The following is a 15,550-nucleotide window of genomic DNA, read 5'->3' on the forward strand; positions in this document are numbered from 1 at the left end:
TAAGCGCGGGTTAAATGGGCAGTTTGTGAAAAACCTGAAAAAACCTTTTCAAGTCCGGCTTAAAGTAGCAATAATCTTCTGTTTTGCTAAACAGATAGAATTGGAAATCCCGAGAAAGAGCAGGGTATTTACGGAAACAATTTCGGAAAAGGAACTTCTCCAGATTACTGGAAATTCAGATAAATCGTAATCCCTTTGCGCTTGACAGATGAAATCACATCGCGGATTTCTGCAGGAGTTTTTTCTGCATAATAGATATTGTTCAGGCCGTGAGAGAACCTGATTTCGGGGGCAAACTTGAAATATTTGAAGTAGATCTCAAATCCCATCCCTGCTTCAATCGTAAAATCTTGCCCGGTGGTTACGATAGGATCAAGGTTAGCCTCGTCCTGGCCTTTGGTTCGGAATTGGTAGCTCGCACCGCCGATGAAATACATCCGAGTATTATTAAAGCGCTGTGAGCGATACTTGAATAGCAGCGGAATCTCCACCATCGTGGCTTCAGTCACTACTTCTTCTGTACGATAGCCCAGATTATTGCCGCTTGAGTTATCTGTACCCGGTACATTACTTGTCAATGGCACGTAATAATTGATGTCCGCCCGGTATTCATAGAATGCAATCTTCGGGGTCAAAAGTATATTCACCTGATCGTGCAGCCTCAAAATCCCGGTAAATCCCAGCGCAAAGCCGGGAGTATATTTGGGATAAATCGAATAAACCTGATTGTTGGCGGTGTTGGTAGGATCGAAAAAGGCCTCTGAATATTTAATCTGGTAGGTGGAAGTATGCCCTGCCAGGAAAAAACCGTAGGAAAGCAATTTATCATCCGAGCCTGCCGTGCTGGTCAATCCGAAGAGCCCCTGAGAAAATCCCGAAAAACTAATCCCGAAAAATGTCAGAATCAGGAATCCTACTTTTGTCCGACGTAGATAGAGCTGATTCCGAAAGTGAGTGGTTTGCATACAGTGCTGTGAAATCCGACTTTTTTCAATACTGCCAGAAAATCCTCCCCATCCGGAAAGGCTTGAACCGACTCGGGAAGATAAGTATAAGCAGAATTGTCTTTGGATACAATTTTACCTACTTGGGGAAGAATGGTGTTGGAATAAAACGAATAGGCCTGCTTCATTGGAAATGCTTTAGGCTTACTGAACTCCAAAATGACCGTCTTTCCTCCAGGTTTTAGCACCCGATACATATCCGCGAGACCTTTTTCTAGGTTCTCGAAGTTTCTGACTCCAAATGAAACGATGACCGCATCAAACTTATTATCCTCAAAAAGCAGTCCTTCAGAATCTCCCAGTTGCAATTCGATCTTGTCCTGAAGGCCACGCTTGATCATTTTCTTTTTTCCTTCGGAAAGCATCCCTTCAGAAATGTCCACCCCGATTATCTTATCGGGATTCAATGCAAGTGCCTCAATCGCAAAATCTCCCGTACCGGTGGCTATGTCCAAAATCAGCTTTGGCTTATCATTTTTGAGAAATTTGATTGCCTTTTTTCTCCAGATAATATCGATCCCCATACTTAGCACGTGGTTGAGTAGATCATACTTCGCACTGATGTTGTTAAACATCTCAGCGACCTGTGCCTTCTTGGGGTCTTGCTTATCTTTGTAGGGGACTACGGACATCACGAATCTTCTTTGGTGGGGCAATATTACTACAGAAACCCGAGGAATCGAAAAATGTTGCCTTTTAAGGCGTCCGAGCCCTTCTAAAATAAAAGCGTATTTTTGCAGCCAATTGAGAAAGTCATGATCCGAAAAGCAGAATTTGTTGTCAGCAATACCAACCCTGAGAAATGTCCCAAACCTGACCGCGCCGAAATCGCCTTTATCGGCCGATCCAACGTGGGCAAAAGCTCTTTGATCAATATGCTGACCGGCGTCAAAGAACTCGCAAAAACCTCCCAAAAGCCAGGAAAAACTCAGTTGGTCAATCACTTCATGATCGACGACAGATGGTATTTGGTCGATTTGCCAGGCTATGGATTTGCCAAAGTCAGCAAAGACCGAAAGGAAAAGTGGGAGAAAATGATCAGTACTTACCTCACGACTCGATCAAATCTCTGCGGTGTTTTTGTGTTGATCGACACACGTCTTGAGCCTCAGACGATTGATTTGGAGTTTTTAAATTGGTGCGGGGAGGAAAATGTGCCTTTTGTAGTCGCTTTTACCAAAGCCGACAAGCAATCCAAATCGCAAACAGATAAGAACGTGAAAGCTTTCCTCAATAAAATGGAAGACATTTTTGGAGACATCCCGGATTATTTTGTCACTTCTGCAGAAAAAGGTGGCGGGAAAGACGAGGTCTTGAAGTTTATCTCCCAACTCGTTTCGGAATATGAATCAGAGCGGACAAATTGATTGATAGTTCTATATTTGCAGCCTGAAAAGTAAAAACCATGAATTTCAAAGACATCGCAACTGTAGCCGGCAAGCCGGGTTTGTATAAAATATTGAAGCCAACCCGATCTGGTGTTGTGCTGGAATCAATGGATGACAAGAAGACCAAACTTGTGGCGGGAATGGCTCAGCGCGTATCCATCTTGAGTGACATTTCGATTTATACGCTGACAGAAGAAGGTGCTGAGCCTTTAGAATCTGTGATGAAAAAAATCGAAGCCGAGTACAAAGGCGACACCGGCGTAGAAAGCACTTCTCCTGAAAGTGAACTGAGAGCATTTCTCAAGTCTATCCTCCCTGAATTTGACGATGCCCGGGTTTATACATCCGACATCAAAAAACTGGTAACTTGGTACAACATCATCCGTGCAGCGGCTCCTGAGGTTTTACAGGAAACCAGCGAGGAACAAAAAGAAGCCTAATCCATCCGCCCCGACCCAAATCGGGGCTTTTTCATTTCATTATGAGTCAGTCCATTTCCGAGGAAACTTTTACGCTCGTCACCAAAGACTTTCAACTTCCCGAAATCAAAGAAGAATTTTCGGAAGAAAAAGCACTCTTAATTCTGACAAAAGCAATCAGTCAGCTGATGGACCGCAATTTGGAGCGACTGCTGCAGGTTTGCTACCGGGTGGACCTTGCGGAAAATAAGCTGAAGCAAATCCTGCATGAATCCGAACCGGATCATGTAGCAGCTGATTTGGCCAAAGCGCTTTGGGAGAGACAAAAGATAAAAGTAGAGATCCGGAGGAGGTATTCTCAGGGTTAAAATCACCTGGATTTATTCATTTTTTCGGGATCACGACGAGTGTCAAAAATGTCTGTAATAAAAATATGGTCTAGCTGAGGCATGTAAATGATTTTAAAATTTCCCGCCACCAAATACCTGAATTCAAACCCAGATTCCTTCAAATTCGGCTCAATTTGTCCCATTTCGGGTCGAGAAATCAGCATTTTCACTTTTCTGAATACTTCAGATTTTATCTGATTCGCCACTTTTAAACTGGCTTTTTGAGAATAATAGTGATAAATCTCCCTCAATTGATTTTTGGCAAATTCAGACCAAAAAATCTTCATTTCACCAGTTTCGGGATTCTTTTTCCAGATCGTCTTGACTTAAATATTTTCCTTTTCGGATATCTTCCTCAGCTAACATAGCCCGCTCCACAAGCTCTTCCCTCGTCAAAGGATATGGTTTCTGACCAAAATAGGCCTCAAGAAAATCAAGTGTTGTCTCGTTTTTGAGCTCCTTCACCTGATTGATTAGCTTAAGCTTTCTCTCCTCGATATTCATACAACCTGTAGTTTTTATAAATATAACCCAAAATCTACCGGTTTGGATTCCAATTATCTTGGAATCCATTTCCTGGAAGTGGATCAATTCCTAATTTTAACAAAACCCCAAACCCATGGCGAATCCCATTTGGATCATGACTTCGGCCTTTGACCAGCTCAACCTGGATCAGACCATCCAAAAAGCAACAGAAATCGGCGTGCAGGGACTGGACCTCTGTGTGTTCCGAAAAGATGGCACCAGAGATGACTTTGTCGCCACACACCTGGATTATGAAAACTTTGGTCCCGATCAGTCCAAGGCACTGATTGATCAATTCAACGGAGCTAAACTCCGGCTTTCCATCGGTGCTTTTGAAAACCTGATCGGCGGAGATCCGATACATCGCATCAAAAACCAAAACCATCTACTTCGCCTGATCCGTATCGCCTATCTGCTTGGCGGAGATGAAAACGATGTCAAAGTTGGCACTTTCGTCGGCTACAACCATGAATTGGGCAATCAGGAAGGCGGTTTTGAGAAAAATATGCTTGAATATCAGCGGATCTTTGGGCCCATTATCCGCTATGCAAACAGCGTTGGAGTCACTGTTTTGTATGAAAACTGTCCGATGGAAGGATGGAGAAGCTCTGGCCATTTTGGCACTTTCAACAACCTCACTGGAGTTCTTGCAGCCCGCAAACTCATGTACGAACTCGTCCCGGAGAAAAATCACGGGGAAATCTACGATCCCTCTCACGATGTCTGGCAGCACACAGATCCTGTGGAAGTCATTAAGCATACCGATATCGACAGGTTGAAGCGCATCCATGTCAAGTCCACCCGGAATGTTCCAGATCCATTTTGGGGAAATATGTATCCCATGCAGCAAATCCGTCCCGAATGGGCTGAGAAACTGGGCATCCCGTCCAGCACCAACCCTTGGGATCGCCATCATTACGAGGCGACTTTGCCGGGTTTTGGATTGGGTGACTCAATGGACTGGAGGGCTTTTGTTTCGATTTTGAAAGAAAAAGGCTTCTCAGGACCTTTTGAAATCGAAAACGAGGCTGTTCTTTCCAAGCAAACCGGGAAATTGGGAGCAATTGTGCAAGGTTGCAAAGCGGCAGTTCAAAACCTGGCCCCGCTTTTATATGAGCTGGGAGACGAAGGTTGGCAGTATCCTGCCTCTTCATATCATGCCCTCCAAGACTTAGACCGCAAAGACATTCCCCTGCAAACGATGGATTCTCTAGGCTGAGATCAGCTAAAAGAGTGAATCAATTTAGTTTACGTTTAAAACGTAAACTATTGTATTTTATAAATGTACACTTTTATACTTTCTCAAAATAAATGCTATCTTTGAGTATCTAAAAGGCTTAGATCATGATACTTAAGGAGGAAATAGCAGCGGCAGTAGAAGGACAGCAAAAGGTGATAACCAAGCGTTTTCCGCTTACCAAACGTGAAGCGAGCGGCAAAATAAAACCCACCAGCACCCATATCGAAGTAATCACTGGAATACGTCGCTGCGGAAAAAGCACCCTCATGCGGCAACTCATCGCCGAAACGCATGCTTCGTATTCCTACCTGAACTTTGAGGATCCGAGAATATTCGGCTTCGAAATAAGCGACTTTCCGAAGCTCGACGAGGTGTTTGGAGAGGAGACTTCCGTCTATTTCTTTGATGAAATACAAAACGTCCCCGGTTGGGAAGTGTATGTCCGGCAGCTGCACGACCGGGGCGAAAAGGTCTACGTCACAGGTTCAAACGCCTCCCTTCTCAGCAGCGAACTGGGCACTCGACTGACGGGCAGACATCTCGCTTACGAGATATTCCCTTTTTCCTACCCGGAATTTACAGACTATAGTCAGTTGCAAGACAGCGCCGAAAGTTTTCTGGAATACTTGCTCTCGGGTGGCTTTCCCGAATACCTGCGCGACAGAAATCCCGAAGTCCTGCAAAACCTCCTCAAAGACATCGTCTTTCGCGATATTGCCATACGGTATGGGATAAAAAACACAAAAACCCTCATGGACATCACGCTCTTTTTGATATCCAATGTCGGCAAGACGATGAGCTTCAACAGCCTGAGAAAGACCTTCGAAGTGGGTTCCCCGACCACGGTGTCAGATTATTTGTCCTGGCTGGAAGACGCGTACCTGCTCTTTTTCCTTCCGAGATTCAGTTGGTCTGCCAAAAGCATCTCCAAGAATCCGAAGAAAGTCTATTGCATAGACACCGGCTTTGCGAGAGCAAACTCGCTTAGCTTTAACGACGACCGAGGAAGGTTGCTGGAAAACTTGGCATATATCCTACTGCGAAAGACCAAGCTTGACCTCTATTATTTCAAAGAAATGAAAGAGTGCGATTTTGTGGTTTTTGAAGGAAATACCTGCAAATGGCTGATCCAAGTGACTGAAAAACTTCACGTAGATAATCAAAAGCGGGAAATGGACGGATTATTGGAAGCGATGGAGTTTTTTGGAAAAACCGAAGGCTATATACTCACGCTAAACCAAACAGACTCATTTTCTTCTGATGGAAAAGCAATCCATATCCTGCCGGTAAAAGACTTTCTACGGGACTATCTCCAAGCTCTTTCTTAAGAAAAGTCCCTACAAACTCGCCTCGTACCCTGTATCAGCGGGCAAATTACGACCTTCCGCAGCTGCCACGGCGAGTTGGTCGCAGCGCTCGTTTTCCGGGTGACCCGCATGGCCTTTTACCCAAAAAAACTTCGGCTTGTATTTGAGATGAAGAGGAATGTATCTCAACCAGAGATCGGGGTTTTTTTTGTCCTTGAAGCCTTTTTTCTGCCAGCTCCAAAGCCAACCCTTTTCGATTGCATCCACGACATATTTGCTGTCGGAATAAATCTGGACGGGAAATTCGGTGGATTTGAGTTCCTGCAGAGCCCGGATTACTGCCAATAGCTCCATACGGTTGTTGGTTGTGAGGCGAAAACCCTCCGAAAGTTCTTTGCGGTGCTGCCCAAATTTTAAAACTGCTCCGTAACCGCCTGGCCCGGGATTGCCCTTGGCTGCACCGTCGGTGAAAATGATAATCATGCTGCAAAGAAAAGAAAAAAGCTGTGAGTCCGACCATGAGAAGGCCTATCCTACAGCGATGGGAAAGGCATTTGTCTTGAAAATTTTGACTGCAATGGACAAAAGGATAATTCCAAAAATCCTTCTCAGGACATCCAAACCTGTTTTTCCAAGTTTGCTTTCCAACCAGGTCGTGCTTTTCAAAACAGCATAGACAAAGATCAGATTGAGCAAAATGCCGACGGCAATATTGACTTGCTCGAACTCTGCCTTCAAAGTCAAAATCGTAGTCAAGGTACCTGCTCCGGCAATCAGCGGAAATGCGATCGGAACAATGGATGCACTGGAAGTTGCCTCAGGATCCGGCTTGAAAAGCTCGATACCAAGGATCATCTCAGCTCCCAAAGCAAAGATGATCAGCGCACCAGCTATCGCAAAATCGCTGACTCCGATTCCAAAAAGCCTCAAGATCGATTCCCCCACCAGCAAAAAAGCAAGCATCAACAATCCCGCAGCAAGTGTCGCCCGCTCAGACTTGATGTGACCGACTTTTTTGCGAAGGTTGATCACGATCGGGATTGAACCCAAAATATCAATCACCGAAAATAAGATCAGAGAAACGGAGAGAATCTGCTTGAAATCTAACATGGCGCAAAGGTATAGGATTTCGGATCTGGGAGGTGGGATTTCGGATTTGAGATTCTTTGAGGAGTGGAACCCAACATCATGCATCTAAAGCTGAAAACCTCTTGAAAATAATAAAAGCCCGGATTACCGAGCTTTTATTTCCAAAATCGAAATTCCGAAATCCGAATTATTTTATTCCAGTCCTTTGTCTCTCATCTTTTGGAATTCGTCAAAACGGCGGAAAATCGCCACTGAAAATCCAATCAACATGATGATCGTCCCTATCCAAAGCACATTGATGTATGGCTTTACGATTGCCTTCATCACCACATAGTCTTTTTGGTATTGATTGACCTTGAAGACAAATTTGTTTTGCTCTGGCAGAATATTTTCCAGACTGACTTTTAGTCCCAATTCGGTATCGATCACAGGAAGTTTTCCAACCTGATTATTTCGGATAATAAAGGTCGGTTCCAGAGTTTTTTCCACATCATAATCCAAAACGCGAAGTTTGGCTTTCACAGCTACATCACCCTCCTGGAGCTGGTATCCTTCGATTTCCTTGAGAACTTCTGCCCCGTCGAAATACGTCACAAAATCGGCAATGTGAAATTGGTCCCCGGGGGCGACTTCGTAATTTTCGTCTTCTTTCCACTCCGGATCTTCGTAATCGTTCATCGCTGCAACATACGTATAAAGGTCCCTGTTGAGGTAAATCTTGGAATCCGGCGAGGAGATCAAGCCTCCCATCCCTTCATTGAATTGAGACATTGGGCTGAGTGAAAATTTCAAGACCTCATTCTGCATGTAATCGATCTTGAAGTAATCATTCTCTTCAAGCACAATTTTCACAGAATCCCCTTTTTTGAAGAAATCCTTGTAGTCCTCGAGTGCCAAAGCTTCATTAACGTTGCCTGTGGATTCCAAAATCTTGGCAGGAACGTACTCAGGAACACCGACCACCTTTTTCTGACGGCCACGATAGATGACCGTATAATCCTTCATTTGGGTTGGTTTATTGATCCAAAGCAGAACGTGCTCTTTGTTCATTTCGTCTTCCCAGCTGTTGCTGTAAGTCAGACCTGACATGTTGATCGAAATCACATCAGAATATCCCGAGCTGAACATGATCCCAATCAAAATCATCCCTAGTCCGATGTGTGCCAATGAGCCCCCAGCGAGTTTGAAGGTTGATTTTTTGAGAATTTTCGCCAAAATAACTGCGTTGGCAACAATAGTAAACGTGCCAGCCAATACAATAATGATGTATTTCCAGTCATATACTTTGGCCAAAACTATGATCACCGCCGAAAGCAAAACCGAAATAATATAAGGCAATACCAAGGCATCCTTGAGGGCTTTCTTGTCGATTTTTTGCCACCAGAAAAACTGGCCTACCGAAGTCAGTAAGGCAATCGCAACAGCGAACCACAACTGGAATTTCGTGTAAAATTCAATCTGATCTGCCGGAGGCGCCATGTTGGAAATGCCTCCAAAGCTTTCGACCAAAGCATTCCATGCAGGGATTGAAGTAGGCAAAATGACTTGAAAAGACATCAACCCAAGCGTAACTGCACCCAAGAAAATCCAGAATTCACGGGAATAAACAGAAGCTTCCTTTTCGGAAGTGGGAATATGTTTCCATGCTCTTGCTGCCAGAAAAATTGCGATAACCATGAAAAATAACATGTAAATCAGCAATTGTCCGGAAAGGCCCAAGTCCGTAAATGAGTGAACAGAAGCATCGCCCAAAACTCCGGATCTTACCAAAAACGTCGCGTAAAGCACCAGGATAAAGCTCATAATCACCAGCACGATCGAGGTTTTCAGTGCAGTTGCGCTTTTCTTGAAAGTGATCATGGTATGGATCGAAGCCACCAAAATCAACCAAGGAACATAGACGGCATTTTCCACCGGATCCCAATTCCAATAACCTCCAAAATTCAAAGTGACATAAGCCCAGTAAGCACCCATGATTATTCCCATGCCCAGGATCATTGCTGAGAAAATCGCCCAGGGCAATGCCGGACGAATCCACTCAGAATATCTTTTGGTCACCAAACCGCCAATCAAAAAGGCAAATGGCACCAGAGTAGAAGCATAACCCAAGAATAGGGTCGGAGGGTGGATCACCATCCAGATATTTTGCAAAAGCGGGTTTAACCCTGTGCCGTCTTCAGGAACAAAATCCGGGTTCATCTCGAAAATCGGTGCCTGAGTAGCGTCCCTCAGAAGCATGAAAGGCGAACTTCCAATCTTCAAATCTCCGATCACAACTCCCATGATCATGGAAATCAAAAAGGCTTGAACCAAGGCAAATACCACCATAACCGGTGCTTCCCAGAATTTGTTGGTTTTGATCAATATCAATCCCAACACCACATTCCAAAAGGCCCAAAGGATGAATGCTCCTTCTTGCCCTTCCCAAAAACTGGAAATCATGTAATGAACCGGAAGTGCCTTGGAAGAATGGGAATAAGCGTAAAAGTACTCGTAGCGGTGATTGTAAATGATTTCAAAAAGTGATGCCGCAATCATGGTGGTCGCTACGGCATGAATGTAAAAGCTGATCCGGCTGAATCGTCTCCAGCTTGCCTTTTCAATTTCGTTTGCCCGGAAATACTGGATATAGGCGTAGGCCGTGACCAAAGCACTGACAAAAGCCACGATGGTCATCAGGTGGCCCATATTACCCACAAAGGTATTGATCATGATTGTTTGCTTGGGATTATACTCAACATCACATTCCTGCCGCCTGAACGTCAGTTTCCTGATATTTGGAAGGACACTTCATTAGGATTTTGTCTGCCACGAAGATCTCCTTTTCACGGTAAGAACCGATTACCACAACTTGCTCGGATCTTTGAAAATCTGCCGGGACAGGTTCGTTATAATATACTTTTTGCTCGGTACCGTCATTATCAACCAACAGGAAGGTAAAGGAGGTTTTGTCCTCATTAACTTCAAGTCCGGTTACTTGTCCGGAAGTATCTTTCTTCAATTTGCCTACGACATGGATAGCTTTATCTTCGCCGTCTTCTTTCATTTCCCAAGCTGTATTGAAGCTCTCATAGCTGCTGGCATCGCCAATGGAGGTCATGATGATCACAATTGCGATGGCTATGATTCCGAGTCCGATGATATGTCCTTTTTTCATGTTCTTGAGAATTAGGATGAAATACTTTTTTCAATTCTGGAAAGCTTCCGATCGGTAAAAACGAGATAAGCCGTGATACCGATGAAAATAATAACGATTATTCCGACGACGATATAGATTTTGCCATTTGACCGCATCATGTCGGCCATGTCCACACTGCTATTGGTGTAGTCAGAGGTTGTCACTGGTATTTTTTCCTGTGCCAAAGCAACAAAACTGAAAAGCGACAGGGCAATGGGTAGTATTTTTTTCATTGATCAGGAATTTAGCAATCGGTCTTCGAGGGTTCTTTCCACCCTACGCATTCTTATCCGTACAGTTGCGATCCAGGTGCCAAAAAGAGCCCATCCGATAATCGCCGGGTAAAAAACCAGCTTTAAGTTTGCATCAGTGTCGTAAGCATTAAATCCCGGATTGCCTCCGTTGCCGGGGTGCAGGCTATCCGTCATTCTAGGCAAAATGTAGACAAGCGGAATATAAGCCGCAAAAGCAAAAATGTTGTAAATGGCACTGATTCGACCTCGCTGTTGGCTATCTGTAAGGCTTCCTCTTAATATCAGGTAGGCAAAATACATCAACAGGGCAATAGCGGCGGCATTTTGTTTGGGATCACCACTCCAGTAGTCTCCCCAGGCGAATTTTGCCCAAAGCATCCCGGTAAAGATTCCCAGCATTCCAAAGAGAATCGCCACATTGGCAAACTCAATAGCCACATCGTCGTCCTTCAAATTATTTCCTCTCAGGTATCTGATGCTATAAATCATCGAAACAAGCAGCGCTATCAACATCCCAAACCACATCGTGACATGGAAGTAAAGAGCGCGAATGGTCTCGTTGAGAATCGGAAGACGAGGTACGTCCCACAGAAGACCAGCAGTGAGGGTGTACAGCAGCAGGGCGATCGCCAGGATTTTCCACCAGGATTGGCGCATAGGGGTTATTGCTTTTTCGTGTGCAAAAGTACGTCATAAGTTCCTGAATCCCCTGCTTTTTTCTGATAAATGGCTTGAGTAAAAGTTTGAAAAAATCTATCATTCGGTTCACTTTCCAAACCACGAATCAAGTCCTTCAAGCTAAAAAAGATTTCCAGTACTTTCAACTTTCCACATTCCGACCCAACCGCAATTTTTCAATTTTGAAATTTTTCAATTTTCCAATCCCTAACTTTGCTCCGTGGAAAATCAGAAAAAAGACATCCGTAAACTCAGCCTCGCCGAATTGGAGGAGTTTTTTGTGGCCCAGGGAGATAAAAAATTTCGGGCCAAGCAGGTCTATGAGTGGCTTTGGAATAAGTCCCTGAAAAACTTTGACGACATGAGCAATATCTCCCTTTCCACAAGGGAAATGCTCAAAAACAACTTTGCCATCAACCACATCCATGTGGATCTGATGCAGCACAGCAATGACGGCACCATCAAAAATGCGGTCAAGCTTTTCGATGACAAAATTGTAGAATCTGTCCTCATCCCTACCACCAAGCGGATCACGGCTTGCGTTTCATCTCAGGTCGGATGCAGTCTGGATTGCAATTTTTGCGCTACGGCAAGACTCAAGCGCATGCGTAACCTCAATCCGGATGAAATCTACGATCAGGTAGTAGCGATCAAGGAAGAAGCAGAGACCTACTTTCAGCGTCCTTTGACCAATATCGTGTTTATGGGAATGGGGGAACCACTCCTGAACTATGCGAATGTCATTGAGGCAATTGACAAAATCACCTCCCCTGAAGGCCTGGGAATGGCGCCTCGCAGGATCACGCTTTCTACGGTCGGTATTACGAAAATGATCCGAAAAATGGCTGATGATGAAGTCAAATTCAATTTAGCAGTCTCCCTTCACTCAGCGATCAACGAAACCAGATCCTGCCTGATGCCGATCAACGATTCCAATCCCTTGGAGGATCTTGCGGAGGCCTTGAAATATTGGTACCAAAAGACCAAGCGGAAAGTCACTTACGAATACGTCATTTGGGAAGGGATCAATGACGATGAAAAGCATGTTCGGGCACTCGCCAAATTCTGTAAGTTAATTCCCTCCAAAGTCAATCTGATTCAATACAACCCGATTGACGAAGGTGAATTCCGTCAGGCAAAACCAGAAGCCGTGCAAATGTATGTTCGGATTTTGGAGCAAAACGGAATCATTGCCAAAGTCCGAAAATCCCGTGGACAGGACATCGATGCTGCTTGTGGTCAGCTCGCTAACAAAAATGAAGTGGCACATCTAGGCAGCCTTTGAGCTTTTTTTAACTTGCTTTTGCACTAAGGAATAGTTTTCTTACTTGGGTTTTTAATTACCAGCTATTCTACCCATGAAGCTTCTTTTTTCTGTTCTGCTGTTGGTAGCCTTCCAATCTATTGCATTTGATTCTCAGGCACAGGAAACTCTTCCGGAGAAAATCCAGCACTACTTTGAGACCATCCAAAAGGAATATCCATCGGAGAAATCCTACCTGCATTTGGACAAAAGAACCTACACTCTTGGGGATGATGTCTGGTTCAGCGCTTATTTAGTTGCAGGCAGCAATCAGATTCCTTCGCCTTTGAGCAGAATCCTATATGTCGATATTTTCGATGGAGAGGGATTGCTTCTAGAGCAGAGGAAAGTCAAAATTGAAAGCGGTCACGGTGCGGGAGATTTTAGAATCCCACGATTCGGCAAAACGGGCATTTATCAAATCAAAGCCTATACTGCATGGATGCAAAATTTCGGGGAGGATTATTTTCTGACCAGCAATTTTTTGGTTGTTGATGGAGCAGGAGGGTCTTTCCTCCCAAAAGTGAACTTTACAACTATCACCGCAACAGGTGGCCAGGTAAAATACCAAGTTGAACTTGAAGCTGTGTCCAGCGCCGGAAGTCCCCTTGCCAACCAAACCCTGGAATTGCGTGTACTTGCCGGCGAAATAGAATTGCACAAGCAATCGCTCGCTCTCAATGCACAAGGCCAGGCTTCTTTTTCTTTTTCAATTCCGGAAAAAGCCAATCCCAGTCAAAGTCTGGAGATGACTTATTTCGAAAATGGGGACTATCCTGTCGTCCAGAAAATCAGGCTTCCCTATAGTTTGAATTTTGCAGATGTCCAGTTTTTGCCGGAAGGAGGACATTTGGTGGTCGGAAAAAAATCCAATCTGGCATTTCGGGCCATCGACCCGGACGGGAATCCATTGGAAATCGAAGGAGAAATTGAAGGCCAGCAATTTTCCACCCGGTTTGGCGGCATGGGAAAAATGGAATTCACTCCGACAAAAGCCGAAAACACTGCAAAAATCACCAACCCAAAAACCGGAGAAGTCCGCACAATCCCAACTCCAAAAGCAGCTCCTGAAGGACTGGTTTTGCAGGTGGTAAACAATCCAAATACCGCTTACATCACGGCCTTTGTGCAGGGAAATTCCGCTTCTGAATCTCTCCTGCTTGTGTCACAAACACGGGGGTTGATCAATTACATGATTCAGGGAACTCTCACAAATGGGGTTTGGGGCGTCAGGATTCCAAAAGAAAATCTGATTTCAGGAATCAACCATATTACAATTTTGAGTGCAGCAGGAAATCCATTGCTGGAGCGGTTAATTTTTGTCCAAAAAGATGACCAGCTCAAGCTTGAGCTTTCGACTTCCGGGTCGGTAGATCCCCGTGGAAAAATTGCATTGGATTTATCCAGCTCCTTTCAAAATCAGCCAATGGATGGCACATTCTCCATAGCAGTCAGTGATGCTGACCAAGTAAATGATGAAACTGACACTTATGGAAACATTTTTTCCAGCCTTCTTCTTACTTCTGACCTTCGGGGAATAATCCATCGACCCGGTTATTATTTCAAGGATCAGGAACCTGAAACTTTGGAAATCCTTGATTTGGTGATGCTGACCCATGGCTGGAGACGGTTTTCCTGGGAGGATCTGGTTGCCGGAAATTTCCCAAAAATCGACCATTTCATAGAGCGGGGCATCAATATCGAAGGTCAAATCACCGAACAGCAAGAAACCAAAAAAGGACTTGGAGGTGGAAAAGTTAATGCGATAGTGGGAGAAGGGCTGGAAATCATAGGTTCAGAATTTGGCCCAAACGGAAGGTTCATTTTGACAGAAATGGATTACCAGGATTCGGTGACAGTAACGATCACTGCTGAAGACAGCCGAGTGAAAAACTTTGTAGATGTGAGCATCATCCAACCTGAAGCAGTTTTTACGACAATCGACGGAAGCTATCCGTCAGAAATCACTTGGCCGGCAGCTTTGACGGCAACATTTCAGGAAAGAAACCTCATGCAACAACTCAATGAAAACCAGAATGTGTTGGAATTGGAAGAGGTAACGGTCGAGGCTCAAACCATACAAAAAGAGGATGAAGGAGTGCGAAAACTATTCGGCACAGGCGATGTGACGATCAATCCGGACAAAATCCCGGGGAATGTTGCTTTTTCCAATGTTTTCCAACTAATCCAGGGAAGAGTTTCAGGAGTCCAGGTTTTTGTTTCTGGACTTGATGTGTCGGTTCAGATCAGGGGAGTCGGCTCGGTCAATGCAGGCACCTCACCGCTTTTTTTGCTTGACAATATGCCCGTGGATGCAGCCACTCTAATGCAGGTCAATCCAAGAAATGTATCTAGTGTGGATGTGTTCAAAGATCCTGCCCGGGCTGCGATTTTCGGGTCACAAGGTGCAAATGGAGTCATTGCAGTTTATACTAAAACGGGCGCCGGAATGAATTTCCAAAGTGTGGGTGGCACATTGGTCACCAGATACGGAGGTTATGATTCTCCCAGGGAATTTTATGCTCCAATTTATGAGGAGAAAACAACAGAAAATGCTACTTCAGACAAAAGAGCGACAATTTATTGGCAACCTTTAATTAAGACTGATACCTCCGGGAAAACTCAAATCGAATTTTACAATTCCGATGCAGTTAAACGATTACAGGTGGTAATTGAGGGAATGGATGCCCAGGGGCGTTTGGGAAGAATCGTCAAAATCCTCAATTAGGAATTTGCAAAGCTCAGCAAAGCCGCCTACCTTTTTCTTTCAAACCCC

17 protein-coding genes are annotated in these 15,550 nt (G+C 44.5%); 7 read left to right on the top strand and 10 right to left on the bottom strand.

Translation table 11 applies throughout. The features are described from left to right. Positions 1-164 precede the first annotated feature (164 nt). Both B0E43_RS30835 and ubiE read right to left on the bottom strand, forming a co-directional pair. Positions 165-965, bottom strand: a complete 801-nt coding sequence (locus B0E43_RS30835) for a porin family protein (RefSeq protein ID WP_077349931.1) — start codon at positions 963-965, stop codon at positions 165-167. Continuing rightward, a complete protein-coding gene (gene ubiE, locus B0E43_RS30840) occupies positions 914-1,636 on the bottom strand; it encodes a bifunctional demethylmenaquinone methyltransferase/2-methoxy-6-polyprenyl-1,4-benzoquinol methylase UbiE (protein ID WP_077349933.1) in 723 nt (240 codons plus the stop codon). Before ubiE ends, B0E43_RS30835 begins: the two co-directional genes overlap by 52 nt. A 123-nt stretch (positions 1,637-1,759) precedes the next feature. Between ubiE and yihA the strand changes: the two genes are divergently transcribed. Genes yihA through B0E43_RS30855 form a run of 3 tightly spaced genes read left to right on the top strand, consistent with a single transcriptional unit; the run spans position 1,760 to position 3,179 of the window. After that, complete coding sequence (yihA, locus tag B0E43_RS30845; RefSeq protein ID WP_077349935.1) at positions 1,760-2,371, top strand: ribosome biogenesis GTP-binding protein YihA/YsxC; 612 nt, start codon at positions 1,760-1,762, stop codon at positions 2,369-2,371. A gap of 38 nt (positions 2,372-2,409) precedes the next feature. After that, on the top strand, positions 2,410-2,832 hold the full coding sequence (locus B0E43_RS30850) for a DUF5606 domain-containing protein (protein WP_077349937.1): 423 nt from the start codon (positions 2,410-2,412) through the stop codon (positions 2,830-2,832). A gap of 41 nt (positions 2,833-2,873) precedes the next feature. Continuing rightward, positions 2,874-3,179, top strand: a complete 306-nt coding sequence (locus B0E43_RS30855; protein ID WP_077349939.1) for a hypothetical protein — start codon at positions 2,874-2,876, stop codon at positions 3,177-3,179. A 2-nt stretch (positions 3,180-3,181) separates the two neighbouring features. Here the strand turns inward: B0E43_RS30855 and B0E43_RS30860 are convergent, their stop codons facing one another. Continuing rightward, positions 3,182-3,487, bottom strand: coding sequence for a type II toxin-antitoxin system RelE/ParE family toxin (locus tag B0E43_RS30860; RefSeq protein WP_077349941.1), 306 nt, complete (start codon positions 3,485-3,487; stop codon positions 3,182-3,184). A 1-nt stretch (position 3,488) separates the two neighbouring features. Beyond that, positions 3,489-3,704 (bottom strand): hypothetical protein, encoded by a 216-nt coding sequence (locus B0E43_RS30865; RefSeq protein ID WP_077349943.1) that lies wholly within the window; start codon positions 3,702-3,704, stop codon positions 3,489-3,491. 115 nt (positions 3,705-3,819) lie between these two features. Here B0E43_RS30865 and B0E43_RS30870 point away from each other — a divergent pair, with 115 nt between their 5' ends. Next, a complete protein-coding gene (locus B0E43_RS30870; protein WP_077349945.1) occupies positions 3,820-4,944 on the top strand; it encodes a sugar phosphate isomerase/epimerase in 1,125 nt (374 codons plus the stop codon). A 125-nt stretch (positions 4,945-5,069) separates the two neighbouring features. After that, entirely contained in the window at positions 5,070-6,293 is a 1,224-nt protein-coding gene (locus B0E43_RS30875; RefSeq protein WP_077349947.1) for an ATP-binding protein, read from the top strand. 9 nt (positions 6,294-6,302) lie between these two features. On the opposite strand, the gene rnhA is transcribed toward B0E43_RS30875, so the two are convergent. The 6 genes from rnhA to ccsA (B0E43_RS30905) all read right to left on the bottom strand — a co-directional run bounded on the left by rnhA (position 6,303) and on the right by ccsA (B0E43_RS30905) (position 11,450). Beyond that, complete coding sequence (gene rnhA / locus B0E43_RS30880; RefSeq protein ID WP_077349949.1) at positions 6,303-6,755, bottom strand: ribonuclease HI; 453 nt, start codon at positions 6,753-6,755, stop codon at positions 6,303-6,305. Between the two features lie 45 nt (positions 6,756-6,800). After that, positions 6,801-7,382: a MarC family protein gene (locus tag B0E43_RS30885; RefSeq protein WP_077350081.1), complete on the bottom strand. Its 582-nt coding sequence runs from the start codon at positions 7,380-7,382 to the stop codon at positions 6,801-6,803. Positions 7,383-7,553: 171 nt separating this feature from the next. Continuing rightward, positions 7,554-10,073 carry a cytochrome c biogenesis protein CcsA gene (gene ccsA / locus B0E43_RS30890; protein ID WP_077349951.1) on the bottom strand — a complete coding sequence of 840 codons (2,520 nt, stop codon included), beginning with the start codon at positions 10,071-10,073 and terminating at the stop codon, positions 7,554-7,556. A 28-nt stretch (positions 10,074-10,101) separates the two neighbouring features. After that, positions 10,102-10,518 (bottom strand): cytochrome c maturation protein CcmE, encoded by a 417-nt coding sequence (locus B0E43_RS30895; RefSeq protein ID WP_077349953.1) that lies wholly within the window; start codon positions 10,516-10,518, stop codon positions 10,102-10,104. An 11-nt stretch (positions 10,519-10,529) separates the two neighbouring features. Further along, on the bottom strand, positions 10,530-10,772 hold the full coding sequence (locus B0E43_RS30900; RefSeq protein WP_077349955.1) for a CcmD family protein: 243 nt from the start codon (positions 10,770-10,772) through the stop codon (positions 10,530-10,532). Between the two features lie 3 nt (positions 10,773-10,775). Beyond that, positions 10,776-11,450, bottom strand: a complete 675-nt coding sequence (ccsA, locus tag B0E43_RS30905) for a cytochrome c biogenesis protein CcsA (RefSeq protein WP_077349957.1) — start codon at positions 11,448-11,450, stop codon at positions 10,776-10,778. A 241-nt stretch (positions 11,451-11,691) separates the two neighbouring features. Between ccsA (B0E43_RS30905) and rlmN the strand changes: the two genes are divergently transcribed. Together rlmN and B0E43_RS30915 are read left to right on the top strand one after the other, a co-directional pair. Further along, on the top strand, positions 11,692-12,756 hold the full coding sequence (rlmN, locus tag B0E43_RS30910; RefSeq protein WP_077349959.1) for a 23S rRNA (adenine(2503)-C(2))-methyltransferase RlmN: 1,065 nt from the start codon (positions 11,692-11,694) through the stop codon (positions 12,754-12,756). A gap of 73 nt (positions 12,757-12,829) precedes the next feature. Further along, positions 12,830-15,502, top strand: a complete 2,673-nt coding sequence (locus tag B0E43_RS30915) for a TonB-dependent receptor plug domain-containing protein (RefSeq protein ID WP_077349961.1) — start codon at positions 12,830-12,832, stop codon at positions 15,500-15,502. Positions 15,503-15,550 lie beyond the last annotated feature (48 nt).

Origin of the sequence: Algoriphagus sp. A40 (genome assembly GCF_002002735.1) — a bacterium.
Lineage (GTDB): Bacteria > Bacteroidota > Bacteroidia > Cytophagales > Cyclobacteriaceae > Algoriphagus.

Bases quoted from the DNA above. Each gene is read 5' to 3' on its own strand.
- B0E43_RS30835 (WP_077349931.1), bottom strand. From the start codon at position 965: ATGCAAACCACTCACTTTCGGAATCAGCTCTATCTACGTCGGACAAAA.
- ubiE (WP_077349933.1), bottom strand. From the start codon at position 1,636: ATGTCCGTAGTCCCCTACAAAGATAAGCAAGACCCCAAGAAGGCACAG.
- yihA (WP_077349935.1), top strand. From the start codon at position 1,760: ATGATCCGAAAAGCAGAATTTGTTGTCAGCAATACCAACCCTGAGAAA.
- B0E43_RS30850 (WP_077349937.1), top strand. From the start codon at position 2,410: ATGAATTTCAAAGACATCGCAACTGTAGCCGGCAAGCCGGGTTTGTAT.
- B0E43_RS30855 (WP_077349939.1), top strand. From the start codon at position 2,874: ATGAGTCAGTCCATTTCCGAGGAAACTTTTACGCTCGTCACCAAAGAC.
- B0E43_RS30860 (WP_077349941.1), bottom strand. From the start codon at position 3,487: ATGAAGATTTTTTGGTCTGAATTTGCCAAAAATCAATTGAGGGAGATT.
- B0E43_RS30865 (WP_077349943.1), bottom strand. From the start codon at position 3,704: ATGAATATCGAGGAGAGAAAGCTTAAGCTAATCAATCAGGTGAAGGAG.
- B0E43_RS30870 (WP_077349945.1), top strand. From the start codon at position 3,820: ATGGCGAATCCCATTTGGATCATGACTTCGGCCTTTGACCAGCTCAAC.
- B0E43_RS30875 (WP_077349947.1), top strand. From the start codon at position 5,070: ATGATACTTAAGGAGGAAATAGCAGCGGCAGTAGAAGGACAGCAAAAG.
- rnhA (WP_077349949.1), bottom strand. From the start codon at position 6,755: ATGATTATCATTTTCACCGACGGTGCAGCCAAGGGCAATCCCGGGCCA.
- B0E43_RS30885 (WP_077350081.1), bottom strand. From the start codon at position 7,382: ATGTTAGATTTCAAGCAGATTCTCTCCGTTTCTCTGATCTTATTTTCG.
- ccsA (WP_077349951.1), bottom strand. From the start codon at position 10,073: ATGATCAATACCTTTGTGGGTAATATGGGCCACCTGATGACCATCGTG.
- B0E43_RS30895 (WP_077349953.1), bottom strand. From the start codon at position 10,518: ATGAAAAAAGGACATATCATCGGACTCGGAATCATAGCCATCGCAATT.
- B0E43_RS30900 (WP_077349955.1), bottom strand. From the start codon at position 10,772: ATGAAAAAAATACTACCCATTGCCCTGTCGCTTTTCAGTTTTGTTGCT.
- ccsA (WP_077349957.1), bottom strand. From the start codon at position 11,450: ATGCGCCAATCCTGGTGGAAAATCCTGGCGATCGCCCTGCTGCTGTAC.
- B0E43_RS30915 (WP_077349961.1), top strand. From the start codon at position 12,830: ATGAAGCTTCTTTTTTCTGTTCTGCTGTTGGTAGCCTTCCAATCTATT.